Source organism: Solibacillus cecembensis (genome assembly GCF_050272495.1).
Lineage (GTDB): Bacteria > Bacillota > Bacilli > Bacillales_A > Planococcaceae > Solibacillus > Solibacillus cecembensis.
On the sequence record NZ_JBNNMF010000004.1, the window covers coordinates 167,364 to 180,503 of the forward strand.

At 38.5% G+C, this 13,140-nt stretch carries 14 protein-coding genes, 1 tRNA gene and 1 pseudogene; 1 reads left to right on the forward strand and 15 read right to left on the reverse strand.

The features are described from left to right. Positions 1-168: pseudogene (locus ACQKIH_RS05530) on the reverse strand (peptide ABC transporter ATP-binding protein); the annotation flags it as partial. 609 nt (positions 169-777) lie between these two features. Further along, positions 778-852, reverse strand: a tRNA-Arg gene (locus ACQKIH_RS05535). Positions 853-1,091: 239 nt separating this feature from the next. Between ACQKIH_RS05535 and clpP the strand changes: the two genes are divergently transcribed. Continuing rightward, positions 1,092-1,688 carry an ATP-dependent Clp endopeptidase proteolytic subunit ClpP gene (gene clpP / locus ACQKIH_RS05540; RefSeq protein WP_057987332.1) on the forward strand — a complete coding sequence of 199 codons (597 nt, stop codon included), beginning with the start codon at positions 1,092-1,094 and terminating at the stop codon, positions 1,686-1,688. Between the two features lie 129 nt (positions 1,689-1,817). On the opposite strand, the gene ACQKIH_RS05545 is transcribed toward clpP, so the two are convergent. From ACQKIH_RS05545 to hisG, 13 genes are all read right to left on the reverse strand, one after another. Further along, entirely contained in the window at positions 1,818-2,075 is a 258-nt protein-coding gene (locus ACQKIH_RS05545) for an HPr family phosphocarrier protein (protein ID WP_427763948.1), read from the reverse strand. Positions 2,076-2,183: 108 nt separating this feature from the next. After that, positions 2,184-3,131, reverse strand: a complete 948-nt coding sequence (gene whiA / locus ACQKIH_RS05550; RefSeq protein ID WP_427763951.1) for a DNA-binding protein WhiA — start codon at positions 3,129-3,131, stop codon at positions 2,184-2,186. 69 nt (positions 3,132-3,200) lie between these two features. Next, positions 3,201-4,166 (reverse strand): gluconeogenesis factor YvcK family protein, encoded by a 966-nt coding sequence (locus tag ACQKIH_RS05555; protein ID WP_427763953.1) that lies wholly within the window; start codon positions 4,164-4,166, stop codon positions 3,201-3,203. A gap of 4 nt (positions 4,167-4,170) precedes the next feature. Further along, positions 4,171-5,055, reverse strand: coding sequence for an RNase adapter RapZ (rapZ, locus tag ACQKIH_RS05560; RefSeq protein WP_427763956.1), 885 nt, complete (start codon positions 5,053-5,055; stop codon positions 4,171-4,173). Between the two features lie 16 nt (positions 5,056-5,071). Then, positions 5,072-5,539, reverse strand: coding sequence for an NUDIX domain-containing protein (locus tag ACQKIH_RS05565; protein ID WP_427763959.1), 468 nt, complete (start codon positions 5,537-5,539; stop codon positions 5,072-5,074). A 287-nt stretch (positions 5,540-5,826) separates the two neighbouring features. Then, entirely contained in the window at positions 5,827-6,771 is a 945-nt protein-coding gene (gene trxB / locus ACQKIH_RS05570; RefSeq protein WP_427763962.1) for a thioredoxin-disulfide reductase, read from the reverse strand. Between the two features lie 152 nt (positions 6,772-6,923). Continuing rightward, on the reverse strand, positions 6,924-8,450 hold the full coding sequence (locus ACQKIH_RS05575; protein ID WP_427763964.1) for a tetratricopeptide repeat protein: 1,527 nt from the start codon (positions 8,448-8,450) through the stop codon (positions 6,924-6,926). Positions 8,451-8,640: 190 nt separating this feature from the next. Further along, complete coding sequence (gene hisIE / locus ACQKIH_RS05580; protein WP_427763967.1) at positions 8,641-9,261, reverse strand: bifunctional phosphoribosyl-AMP cyclohydrolase/phosphoribosyl-ATP diphosphatase HisIE; 621 nt, start codon at positions 9,259-9,261, stop codon at positions 8,641-8,643. Next, a complete protein-coding gene (gene hisF / locus ACQKIH_RS05585; RefSeq protein WP_427763969.1) occupies positions 9,258-10,016 on the reverse strand; it encodes an imidazole glycerol phosphate synthase subunit HisF in 759 nt (252 codons plus the stop codon). Before hisF ends, hisIE begins: the two co-directional genes overlap by 4 nt. Further along, positions 10,010-10,630, reverse strand: a complete 621-nt coding sequence (gene hisH, locus ACQKIH_RS05590) for an imidazole glycerol phosphate synthase subunit HisH (RefSeq protein ID WP_427763971.1) — start codon at positions 10,628-10,630, stop codon at positions 10,010-10,012. The genes hisF and hisH overlap by 7 nt, the downstream gene beginning before the upstream one ends. Then, positions 10,627-11,220: an imidazoleglycerol-phosphate dehydratase HisB gene (gene hisB / locus ACQKIH_RS05595; protein WP_427763974.1), complete on the reverse strand. Its 594-nt coding sequence runs from the start codon at positions 11,218-11,220 to the stop codon at positions 10,627-10,629. Before hisB ends, hisH begins: the two co-directional genes overlap by 4 nt. A gap of 3 nt (positions 11,221-11,223) precedes the next feature. Then, complete coding sequence (gene hisD / locus ACQKIH_RS05600; RefSeq protein WP_427763977.1) at positions 11,224-12,501, reverse strand: histidinol dehydrogenase; 1,278 nt, start codon at positions 12,499-12,501, stop codon at positions 11,224-11,226. A gap of 13 nt (positions 12,502-12,514) precedes the next feature. After that, positions 12,515-13,138: an ATP phosphoribosyltransferase gene (hisG, locus tag ACQKIH_RS05605; RefSeq protein WP_057987314.1), complete on the reverse strand. Its 624-nt coding sequence runs from the start codon at positions 13,136-13,138 to the stop codon at positions 12,515-12,517. Positions 13,139-13,140 lie beyond the last annotated feature (2 nt).

Consider the following 13,140-nt stretch of genomic DNA (forward strand, 5'->3'; position numbering starts at 1 on the left):
TTATAATACTTTGCCTAAAAACGCTTTTGTACGTTCGTTTTGCGGATTGCCAAATATATCTTTTGGATGACCTTCTTCTACAATATAGCCACCATCCATAAATAATACGCGGTCGCCCATTTCACGTACAAAGCCCATCTCATGTGTCACGACAACCATTGTCATGCCTTATTTTGTTAATTTCCCCATAACTTCTTTAAGATTTACAAAAAAAACGCAACACATGGATTAGATGTGTTACGCTCGAAAGTTAATTTTAAGTTTAAAAAGATTGAGTTTAGGATAAAATGAATCGGTACAGTGATTATCTTATCCCTTAAACCTTCAACCCCCATTGTTGATGATAGCCCAATCAATTACGCCTAGCCTATCTCTACAATTGGTATATATAAGTATATTAAAACAGTAAAATGGTGCCCATAAAAGGCATAACAGTATAGCTACTTAAATAAATACATAGCTTTTGTTCGTTGTCGAAAAAAGTCGATTTTTCTTACAACAAATGTAATATGTATAAATGTACTAATTATTGAGGTTTTTTTCAAGCGAATTCAATTATTTTTAGAAAGATATTTAAGTTTGTGAACTTTCGGTTAAAACTTAAGGGAAGTTATAATGGTCTACACTATTTGCAGGTCAAAAATAATGTGTAATATCGCTTCATTTTTAACGTTTTCTCGAAAATACATTTGCAAAGAGTAAATCCCCCTAAACGCTGATAGCTCAACATTTAGAGGGATTTATATATAATTATTACTAGTTCTTTAATAAGTAATTTGGCGCCCTCGGAGGGAATCGAACCCCCAGCGCAAGAACCGGAATCTTACGTGTTATCCATTACACCACGAGGGCTTAGTATTAAAAGGTATAGGCTTCATTATGTTATTAATGGTAAAATGACCACTTCTATTTAATGAAGTATACGACCTTCCTATTATACAAAGGCTTAGCTTATTTTTCAACTACGAAAATCAGACTTTATATTTGACCATCCTTGACTAACACGTGTATTATAGGTATACAGCTGGAATGCATACCTAAATTTCAGCACAAGTAAACGAATTTAGCTTTTAACAGGGGAGGATTTTACAATGAATTTAATTCCTACAGTTATTGAACAAACAAATCGCGGTGAGCGTGCTTATGATATTTATTCACGCTTATTGAAAGACCGTATTATTTTACTAGGAAGTGCCATTGATGACAACGTTTCAAACTCAATCGTTGCACAGCTTTTATTCCTAGAAGCAGAAGATCCAGATAAGGATATTCACCTTTACATTAACTCTCCAGGTGGCTCAATTACTTCAGGTATGGCCATCTATGACACAATGAACTTCATCAAGCCAGATGTTTCAACGATTTGTATCGGTATGGCAGCTTCAATGGGTGCTTTCTTATTATCTGCGGGTGCAAAAGGAAAACGTATTGCATTACCTAACTCAGAAGTAATGATTCACCAACCTTTAGGCGGCGCACAAGGGCAAGCAACTGAAATTGAAATTGCTGCAAAACGTATTTTATTCTTACGTGAAAAATTAAACCGTATCATGGCTGAAAATTCTGGTCAAGATTACGAAACACTTGCGCGCGATACAGATCGTGATAACTTCATGACTGCTGAACAAGCGAAAGAGTACGGTTTAATCGATAAAATTTACGAACGTAGTAACGATTCTAAAAAGTAAAAGATTAAGCTACTAAACTGCCCTTACAATCATTTTCCATGATTGTAAGGGCAGTTTTTTTCTTTCCACAAACAAAAACACAAACAAATGGAATTAACTCATTTGTTTGTGTTACGTAAACTTGCTTGATTAGTCTTCTTTTTCAATTAACACTTGCAATGCATCAAGTGCCTTTTCTTCATCATGGCCTTCTGCTCTTAATGTGACAACTGTTCCTTTTGCCACAGCTAAGCTCATAATACCCATAATCGATTTTGCATTGACCTTTTTATGGTCTTTTTGTAAAAATACATCCGATGTATATCTGTTTGCCTCTTGTACAAATAATGCTGCTTGCCTAGCTTGTAAGCCAGATTTTAGTTTTACTTCAACTTGCTTTTCTACCATATATAAAACTCCCTTTCACAACCGTTCCTTACTCTATATACTTCATCTTATCTAAATTTTCCAAAAAGAACAATCCATGAACACATGAATTATGAAATCGTTCACATTTTATTTGATTACATGCTCTCCGCGACGTATAGCTTCGGCGATTTCATCAATTTTTCGTAAACGGTGATTCACACCAGATTTACTTACGACACCAGTGGATACCATTTCACCCAGTTCTTTTAATGTAACATCTTGATATTCCACACGCAATCTTGCAATCTCACGTAATTTCTCTGGTAACTGATCTAAACCGATTGCATTATCAATATAGCGGATATTTTCTACCTGTCTTATCGCGGCACCAATTGTTTTATTTAAATTAGCCGTTTCACAATTCACGATGCGATTGACACTATTACGCATATCGCGAACAATCCGAACATCCTCGAACTTTAACATCGCTTGGTGTGCACCTACTAAGTTTAAGAAATCAGAAATTTTTTCAGCTTCTTTTAAATACGTAACGAAGCCTTTTTTTCGTTCAATCGTTTTCGCATTCAAATCATAACGGTTCATCAGGTCTGCTAATGCTTCTGCATGCTCTATATATAAAGAATATACTTCTAAATGATAGGAAGATGTTTCTGGATTATTGACTGAACCACCCGCTAAAAATGCCCCTCGTAAATAAGCACGCCTCTGATTATTTTTCTGAATAAATACATTTGAAATCGTATGATTGAGTTCAAATGAGTTCGATAGTATTTCTAAATCTGCTAATAATTCACGGGCTCCATCACGAATACGGCAAATATAAACATTGTTCTTTTTCAAACGCATCTTTTTTCGAACAAGCAATTCTACGGTATATGGATACAGTTTTTTCACAATGGTATAAAGTCTTCTTGCAATCGCGGCGTTCTCCGTTTGCACATCTAAACTGAGCTGGCGATTGGCAAAACTTAATGAACCATTCATGCGAATAAGAGCGGATACTTCTGCTTTTAAGCTGCTGTCATCCGCTTCAATTTGTGTAATTTCTTTTTTCATTTCTGATGCAAATGACATGCGTTGTGTTCCCCCTTTCCTAGCAAACTATGTATACAGACACTTACAAGTTTATTTTTTTGATCCTTATTAATTTTTATTTTGCCCTGTATATTCACAAAGCCAATCTGCTAAATTTTTCGCATCATGACGTACAACACCGTCTTGAATAATAGCGATTTCTTTTTTTATAATTTGAATACCCATTTGTTCGAGTTTCTCGACATCAAATTGCACAGGCTCCGCATTTTCTTCACGGTAATTTTCATAAATAGAAGACGGCAATCTTTTTTCATTTATAAGCATTGCCTCGATAAACGGTTGCCCCACATGTTCATGGATTGCTTCTATATGTTGCGACGCGCTGTAATGAATCGTCTCTCCAAGCTGCGTCATTAAGTTGGCAATATAAATTTTTTGTCCTTTTGCGCGCACGACTGCCTCCCCAATTCCTTTCACAAGTAAGTTAGGGATAATGCTCGTATATAAGCTACCAGGACCAATTAAAATATACTCTGCACGCTCAATAGCATGAATCGCAGCTGGTAATGGCTTCACATTACCTGGCTCTAAATACACGCGCTTAATTGGCGCATGGCCAGACGGAATTTTAGATTCCCCAACGATTTTCGTACCATCGTTTAATTCTGCATGGAGTGTTACTTTTTTATTGGCAGCTGGTACGACTTTTCCATGGACATTTAATACCTTGCTCATCTCAGCAATGGCATGATTAAAATCACCGGTAATTTCCGTTAGAGCAGTCAGCATTAAATTTCCTAATGAATGCCCTTCTAAATCCGCTGATTGAGAGAAACGATATTGAAACATTTGCTCCACCAAAGGCTCTACATCCGATAGTGCTGCGATGACATTTCGGACATCTCCTGGTGGTGGAATATCGTAATCATCGCGCAATCGTCCTGATGAGCCACCATCATCTGCTACGGTTACAATCGCCGTAATATCAAATCGATGCAGTTTTAAACCACGTAAAATCGTTGATAGCCCTGTACCGCCACCAATAACTACAATACGTGTCTTCTTTTTTTTCATTACATCAATCCTTTCTATGATTGATATCTCTATGCGAAATAACGGCGTGATGATTGTTTCCAATGAGCTTACCGAAATATTCCGCTAGTGTCACAGAGCGATGTTGACCACCTGTACAGCCAAATGCAATGACTAACTGTGATTTCCCTTCATCACGATATTGTGGAATCATAAATGTTAATAAATCCGTTAACTTCATAATGAGCTGTTGCGTTTCTTCCGTTGCTAAAACGTAGGAGGAAACTTCTGTTTGCAACCCTGTTTTGTGACGAAGCTCTTCTACATAATATGGATTTTTTAAAAATCTGACATCAAAAACTAAATCCGCATCAATCGGAATCCCATGCTTAAAACCAAATGACATGACATTAATTGAAAATGTAGGACTGCTCATATTCGAAAACTCTGTCGTAATGCGCTCTCGTAATTCACGTGGCTTTAATTTTGAAGTATTAACAACGATTTGTGCTCGTCCTTTTACTTCAGAAAGTAGCTGACGTTCAAGTTGAATCCCTTCAAGTAGTAACCCTTGTGGTCCAAGCGGATGTGCTCGACGTGTTTCTTTATAACGACGAACAAGTGCTGCATCATCTGCATCTAAAAATAAGATGCGCGGCGAAATTTCCTCTTCTTCTAACAAAGTATCGAGGGATTCGATAAGCGATTCAAAAAATTCGCGCCCGCGTAAATCCATCACAACGGCAACCCGTGTAATTTTCTTTGCAGAATCTTTCATTAAGGTTAAAAAGGTCGTTAATAATTCTGGTGGTAAATTATCGACGCAGTAATATCCTAAATCCTCAAAGCTTTGTACAGCAACTGTTTTACCTGCTCCGGACATCCCTGTAATAATAACTAGCTCATGTGTATAGCTTGAACTATTACCCACAAAATCAGCTCCTTTTTTATTGTTCCATTGAATTTTGGATTTTTTCGCTAATTAACTCAAAATCCTTTGTATATTCAAATGTACCATATTGCATGCCACTCTTTAATGCCGCGAATATTAAATTTGTGCGATCCCCAGCAGCCATTGGTAGTGTACTTAAACTATCTATTGAATGCCAGCCAAGCTTACCTTCTCTTGTTTCATCAAACGCGGTACCTTCCACATCTGTTGCGACAAATGTGTAAAGCATCCATTCATCTACTACGTTATCGCCATCCTTTATGACCATAGTGTATGTGCCTTTTAAATGAACATAGTTTGGTGTTAAATTCGTTTCTTCTTGGAATTCACGTACTGCTGATTCATAAATGGATTCTCCTTGCTCCATCTTTCCGCCTGGAGCAACAAACCATCCTCTTCTTGGCTTTTGCAGTAATAACACTTTGCCATCCTTAATCGCCAATAAGTTTGTAATACGTTGCATATTAACACCTCAATCCTTCATTTGATCCTAGCTATATTATACATTGTCAAATGCATTCCGTAAAAGAACGTGCGCAACCAGTTATTTCTATTCAGTAGATGAACGAACTAAACGAGGGCAAAACATCTGACAGATGTCTTTCCATTTCTACAATAAAAAGAGGTTGCTTCCATGATTCTTTACATGGAAACAACCTTAAAAATATTAGAATATCAGGGGGTTAAACAATTACACTCTTAGTTTAACCTATTTATATTTCAATTCGATGACATTTGTATTAAATATTCTTAAAAATTAAACTTTTCTTTCAATTCTTCAATGTAGTGTTGTGCGGTTTGAGCTGCAATACTTCCATCGCCTGTTGCTGTTACGATTTGGCGTAACGTTTTTTCACGCACATCACCTGCTGCATAAATACCAGGTACAGTCGTTTCCATTTGGTCATTTGTTACAATATAGCCTGCATCATTTAAAATATTCAAAGGTCCAAATGGTCCCGTTAACGGAAGCATGCCCACGTATACGAATACGCCATCTGTTAACGCTTCTTTTTCTTCGCCATCTACTGTTGATACTAAAGTTACTTTCCCTACTTTACCATCTACTTCATGAATTTCCTTCACTGTCGTATTCCAAATGAAGTCAATTTTTTCATTGGCAAATGCGCGATCTTGAATAATCTTTTGTGCACGTAATTTATCACGACGGTGTACAATTGTCACTTTGTCAGCAAAACGTGTTAAGAAAATACCTTCTTCTACCGCAGAGTCGCCACCACCGATAACGATTAAGTTCTTTTGTTTGAAAAATGCGCCATCACAAACGGCACAATAACTTACGCCACGTCCGCCAAGCTCTGTTTCACCTGGAATACCTAATTTTTTGTATTCTGCACCAGTTGACACAATAATTGTACGTGTTTTATATTGTTTTTTACCTGAAATAATCGTTTTATATTCTTCACCATCAATAATTTCTGTAACGTCTCCATACGCATATTCTGCACCGAATTTTTTCGCATGATCGAACATTTTTGTAGAGAGCTCAGGGCCTAAAATCGTTTCAAATCCTGGGTAGTTTTCTACTTCTTCTGTATTGGCCATTTGACCACCCGGAATACCACGTTCAATCATTAATGTTGAAAGGTTTGCGCGAGATGTGTACACAGCGGCAGTCATCCCTGCTGGTCCTGCACCAATAATGACTACATCATAAATTTTTTCTTCTGTCATAATAATTCTCCTCTTTCAATTGAAAGGTCAACCCTCACTCAAAAAAATCGAGATGCTGCCTTTTTTTGTGGATTTCTTTATAAATTTTACCAATCGATCAAAACATCCCTTATATCGTATGCCATACATGGTAGAAATTCAATTAAACTGTTTTATTTACTATCTGCAGGAATAAAATCGTAAAGAATATCATTATATTTTGTGAGTGTCGCTGAAGTAATGTTATATTTTTCGGCTATTGTTTTTTTCGTCACATTTTTCTCCAACGCATCATTGTAAGAATACTCGACAGCAGCCGCTAAAGCTGATGTATTTTTAAAGTCGTAACCTTCGTTATAAGCGATTTCACCAATGGCAAACCATGTGCTTAAAATTTGGGCTACTTCACTCGAAATCGACTCATTCGCATCGACAATTTCCTCCGCTACTTTCATAAATCTAAGGAAAAATTTCTCTGCGTTCACTTTTTCATTGAAATCATATTCCAATGCATACGCTAATGACAGTTTTTCTAATTCTGTAAAATTAGATACATTCAACATCGTTGGGTGTGCAACGATTTCTTGCTTATGCGATGATTTTTTCAATAAAAACAAGCCGAGTAAACGACCCGATTCACTTTCATTTGATAATTGGCGAATTAAGAAGTCTCTATGGTTTTCTGTCGTATCTTGATATTTTTCTATGTCACCATCTGCCCAAGGTTCTAAGCCTTCTTTTGTAGGATCTAGTTCCAAAAGGTTTTTCCATGTATGTTGTGCAAATTGCTCGTGTCCTGAAAAATAAGCCGACTGTGCCAGCCAAAAATAAAAGCCCGTATCGCCTTCATAGCCTTTTTTCGCCATCGAACGCAACCATTTAAAAGCTTCCTCGTACTGCCCAATTAGCGCCAATGTTGCACCTAGTTTGTAACGATTTTCCCAGTCATATGGTTGTATTTTTTTTAGCAGCGCTATTAATTCTTCTAACTCGACTGCATTTTCTTCGTAGTAAGCAAAAACTGTTAAATTACAAAGTGCATGTAGGTTGCCGTGATTCTCTCTCAACACTTCATGTAATAATGCTTTTGCTTGCTCTGCTTCACCGATATAAAAATAAGCTAGCGCTAAATTATTATACGCCGTCCAAAGCTGTGGAAATTCTTCAATTACTTGTTCAAGTGCTTCGATCGCCTGCTGAAAATGCCCTTGCTCCATTAAACGTCTCGCTTTTTCCTGTGCAAGCATTTTAGCCGCATCATGCTCGTCCATATCTTGCTCTGTATCTGCCACATAGTCTACGAAATCCAATATTTCCAAGGCGTCTTCATTGTACGCGCCATCCGTTTCCAGTTCTAAATACTGTGCAGCATATTTTTTGGCATCATGAATCAAGCCAAGGCATCCAGAAATTTCAGCTAGCATAAAAATAATTTCTGCTTCATTGGGCTCTTTGCTATACGCTGTATGAATTAATTCGTATGCATGCTCAAAATTTTGTAATTCCATTTCTAAAATACCGTATTGTAGTAACACATGCGCATCATCTGGGCTTAAATCTGCCGCGCGTTTAATATATTTATATGCTTTATCCATCTCATCACGGTCAATTGCCTTTAAAGCTTTGCTATAATAATAATCGCCATTCGGCATAAATGACACGATGTTTGTTGATTTGGCTTGTAATCGTTTATTTTCCAATCAAATTCCTCCGAAACTAGAAAGTTCTTTTCTGTTCCTTTTTTACTTTCAATTATTGTAGTCCTGTTATTTCGACGAAACAAAAAGAATAAGGAACGCATAATTTCACGTCCCTTAATAATTGGTTTTATTATAGCATATTCAACACTAATGTCATAAATTGAACTTTAATGGAGGTTGTTCTCATCACTTAACTTTGCGGTTTGCCCTCATGGCGCTTTTGTAAAACTTCGAGCACTTCGTAAACATCCACTTTCTGCTCTTGAAGCAATACTAAAAGATGGTATAAAAGATCCGCAGATTCCCACTTCACTTCTTCTTTGTCGCGGTTTTTAGCACCAATGACAACCTCTGTTGCTTCTTCCCCAACCTTTTTACAAATTTTATCGATGCCCTTATCGAATAAATACGTTGTGTACGCTCCTTCTGGCATATCGATTTCACGTTGCTTAATGACTTCTACAAGTTGCGGTAAAATACCTACCGAGCCTGTACGAGGGTTTTCTACGATTGTTTCTGTAAAGCACGACGTTGTACCATTGTGACAAGCCGGTCCAGCAGGAATCACTTCTACAACGAGCGCATCTTGGTCACAATCCGTTTTAATAGAAACAACTTGCTGTGTGTTTCCGCTCGTTGCTCCTTTATGCCAAAGCTCTGCGCGTGAACGTGAGTAAAACCATGTTTCGCCTGTTGAAATCGTTTTCGCTAAAGATTCTTCATTCATATAAGCTACTGTTAATACTTCTTTTGATTGTGCATTTTGAACAACGACTGGAACTAAGCCTTGTTCATCAAATTTTACGTTCATCGGACAGGAACTCCTTTTTCTTTTAAATAACTTTTCACTTCTGCTACACTTGTTTCTTTATAGTGGAAAATACTTGCCGCTAAAGCCGCATCTGTATCTATATCTTGCAGCACTGCTCTAAAATGTTCGGCATTGCCTGCACCGCCACTTGCAATGACCGGAACTGTAACCGCATCACGCACTGCCTTTGTTAACGCTAAATCAAAGCCCGCTTTTTCACCGTCTTGATTCATCGACGTCAATAAAATTTCACCCGCACCAAGACGAACAGCTTCCTGCGCCCACTCTACAGCTTGCCAAGTCGTTTTATTGCGTCCGCCATGCGTATACACCATCCATGTACCATCTTCTTCTGAATAACGTGCATCAACGGCACAAACGATGCATTGTGCACCAAAATAATCTGAGCCTTCTTTAATTAATGCTGGTCGCTCTAATGCTGATGTGTTAACCGATACTTTGTCCGCACCAGCACGCAAAATTTTCTTCATATCATCTAGCGTACGAATGCCGCCACCTACTGTAAATGGAATGGCCAAGGTCGCCGCAGTTTCACGTACAACATCCACCATCGTTTTACGTCCTTCATGGGAAGCGGAAATATCTAAAAACACGAGCTCATCAGCACCTTGTTCGTCGTAAAACTTAGCTAATTCAACAGGATCGCCTGCATCACGAAGTCCTTCAAATTGCACGCCTTTTACAACGCGTCCATCTTTCACATCTAAGCACGGAATAATTCGTTTCGTTAACATAATGTCGCCTCCACTCCATTCGCCCATTCACGTAATAAGAAAACACCAAACTGGCCTGATTTTTCTGGGTGAAACTGCATGCCTGTAAAATTATCTTTAGCTACAATTCCTGGCACCGTTACCCCTTCATATTGTGCCGCAGCGATTAATTGTTGCGACACCATATTTGTTACATAAAATGAATGTACAAAATAGACAAATCGATCTTTTGTCAATGTTTTATTTTGTAGCCATTCCGGTGTTTGTTGAAGTGTTAAATCATTCCACCCCATATGCGGAATACGCGAAACCCCTTTAAAACGCTCAATACGTCCTTTGAAAATACCTAAGCCGGTTGTTGGTGTCACTTCATCACTTGCTTCAAATAGAAGCTGCATCCCAAGACAAATACCAAGAAGCGGCTTTTTTGTTTCTTTAATGTAGTTGATTAAATCTGTTTCTTGTAATCTTTTCATCGCATCCGGAAAAGCGCCCACACCTGGTAATACAAGAGCATCTGCCTGATCTAGCTGGGCTTTATCACTTGTCACAATGACTTTCACATTTAAACGCTTCAATGCCTGCTCGACACTAAATAAATTGCCCATGCCATAATCAATTACACCAATTTTCACGTTAACAGCCCCTTTGTGGAAGGCACTCCTTTGACGCGTGGATCTAGTTGAATTGCCTCATCCAGTGCGCGTGCTAATGCTTTAAAAATGGCTTCAATAATATGGTGTGTGTTATGTCCATAAGGTACAATAACGTGTAAATTAATACGGGCTTCTAGTGCAAATTTCCATAAAAACTCATGCACAAGTTCTGTATCAAATGTGCCGACCTTCGCATTTAATGTCGGTTCAATGCGATATTCTAAATGTGGACGATTTGAGCAATCAACAACAACTTGTGCTAATGCATCGTCCATTGGGACAAAGACCGTTCCATAGCGCTTAATGCCCTTTTTATCCCCTAATGCTTCACGGAAAACTTGCCCAAGTACAATGCTAATATCTTCTGCTGTATGGTGATCATCAATCCATGTATCCCCATTCGCAATAATTTTCCCATCAAATAGACCGTGCTTAAAAAACAAATCGAGCATATGATCCATAAAGCCAATGCCTGTCTTAATTTCTACTTGACCTGTACCATCTAAATTTAGTTCCACTGCAATTTTCGTTTCATTTGTATTACGCTCAATTTTTGCAAAACGTGTCATTTTTTATTCTCCTTTATCCCAGCCACGTGACTCTACTGCACGCGCATGTCCTTCTAATCCTTCTAATCGAGCTAAACGGGCAATTTTCGGAGCATTTTGTGCCCATGTTTTTTCGCTATAGTAAACAACACTTGTCCGTTTAATAAAATCATCCACATTTAAACCACTTGCAAAACGCGCCGTTGAATTCGTTGGCAATACATGGTTCGTTCCTGCGAAATAATCTCCTACTGGCTCTGAACTGTAGCGTCCGATAAAAATCGCGCCCGCATGTGTCACCATTTGTGCAACTTTCTCTGCATCTTCTGTCATGACTTCTAAATGCTCAGGTGCTAATGAATTGACGGCTTTTACCGCTTCGGCTATTGATTCTGCTACATAAATATGCCCGAAGTTTTCAATTGATTGACGGGCAATGCTTTGACGAGGCAGCTTGCGCAATTGTATTTCTACTTGCTCTGCCACAGTATCCGCTAAGTCATCACTCGTCGTAATGAGTACCGCACACGCTAATGCATCATGCTCTGCTTGTGATAATAAGTCTGCTGCGATTTCATCGGCATATGCAGTATCATCTGCTAGTACACAAATTTCTGAAGGCCCTGCAATCATATCAATTGCGACTTCACCGAAAACTTCACGTTTCGCCAGTGCGACAAAAATATTGCCTGGACCTGTAATTTTATCAACCGGTGCAATTGTCTCTGTACCATAAGCAAGGGCTGCAATTGCTTGTGCACCACCAACTTTATAAATTTCTGTCACACCTAATATGTATGCGGCTACTAACACAGCAGCTGGTAGTTTGCCATCTTTACCAGCTGGTGAAGTAATGACAATACGTTTTACACCGGCTACTTGTGCAGGAATGACATTCATTAATACCGAGGATGGATATGCCGCTGAGCCTCCTGGTACGTAAAGTCCTACCGCGTCCAGTGGTGTAATCCGTTGTCCAAGCCAAGAGCCATCTGCTAATGGAAGCTTGTAGCCATCACGTTTTTGTTCCTTATGGTAAAAACGAATATTATTTGCTGCTTCCTCTAAATCTTTATATAATTGTGCATCAAAGCTAGCGACCGCCTCATTTATTTCTACGGCACTCACCTTCAAGTCCTTTGGTGCAAAGCCATCCCATTTTTCACTATAATACTTGACCGCCTGATCACCTTTCGCACGGACGTCCGCAATTACTTGGCGCACAGTTTTTAGTTGCTCTTCATTGCCACTTTCAAGCTGACGTTTTAATGAAATATCATCTGTTAGCGTTGTAATCTTCATGCTACCACCCCTTTTATTTCACACATGTTTTTAAACGTGTTACTAAATCTTGAATGCGCTCACTTTTCATTCGGTAACTCACTGGATTGGCGATTAAACGAGATGAAACTTCTGCAATTTGTTCATACTCCACTAGGCCATTTTCCGCTAATGTTCTTCCCGTAGAAACGATGTCTACAATGCGGTCGGCAAGACCTATCATCGGTGCTAATTCGATTGAGCCATTGAGTTCGATAATTTCCACTTGCTCGCCAATCCCTTTATAATATTTCATCGCAATATTCGGATATTTCGTTGCGATACGTGGCGCAATTTCACTTAATTTTGTATTGGGTAAGCCCGCAGATGCGATGTAACATTCACTAATTTTTAAATCTAAAAGTTCATGCACGGTACGACGTTGCTCTAGTAATACGTCCTTGCCAGCAATTCCGATATCCGCTACACCATGTTCCACATAAACGGGGACATCCATTGGTTTTGCTAAGATAAATCGAATTTTTTCTTCAGGTATTTCGATCATTAATTTGCGCGACATTTCCACTTCTTCTGGAAGGTTAAAACCTGCTTGAATTAACATTTCATATGCTTCTTCAAAAATTCGCCCTTTTGGCATCGCGATTGTTAACTCTGTCATTG

Bases quoted from the DNA above. Each gene is read 5' to 3' on its own strand.
- clpP (WP_057987332.1), top strand. From the start codon at position 1,092: ATGAATTTAATTCCTACAGTTATTGAACAAACAAATCGCGGTGAGCGT.
- ACQKIH_RS05545 (WP_427763948.1), bottom strand. From the start codon at position 2,075: ATGGTAGAAAAGCAAGTTGAAGTAAAACTAAAATCTGGCTTACAAGCT.
- whiA (WP_427763951.1), bottom strand. From the start codon at position 3,131: ATGTCATTTGCATCAGAAATGAAAAAAGAAATTACACAAATTGAAGCG.
- ACQKIH_RS05555 (WP_427763953.1), bottom strand. From the start codon at position 4,166: ATGAAAAAAAAGAAGACACGTATTGTAGTTATTGGTGGCGGTACAGGG.
- ACQKIH_RS05565 (WP_427763959.1), bottom strand. From the start codon at position 5,539: ATGCAACGTATTACAAACTTATTGGCGATTAAGGATGGCAAAGTGTTA.
- trxB (WP_427763962.1), bottom strand. From the start codon at position 6,771: ATGACAGAAGAAAAAATTTATGATGTAGTCATTATTGGTGCAGGACCA.
- hisIE (WP_427763967.1), bottom strand. From the start codon at position 9,261: ATGAACGTAAAATTTGATGAACAAGGCTTAGTTCCAGTCGTTGTTCAA.
- hisF (WP_427763969.1), bottom strand. From the start codon at position 10,016: ATGTTAACGAAACGAATTATTCCGTGCTTAGATGTGAAAGATGGACGC.
- hisB (WP_427763974.1), bottom strand. From the start codon at position 11,220: ATGACACGTTTTGCAAAAATTGAGCGTAATACAAATGAAACGAAAATT.
- hisD (WP_427763977.1), bottom strand. From the start codon at position 12,501: ATGAAGATTACAACGCTAACAGATGATATTTCATTAAAACGTCAGCTT.
- hisG (WP_057987314.1), bottom strand. From the start codon at position 13,138: ATGACAGAGTTAACAATCGCGATGCCAAAAGGGCGAATTTTTGAAGAA.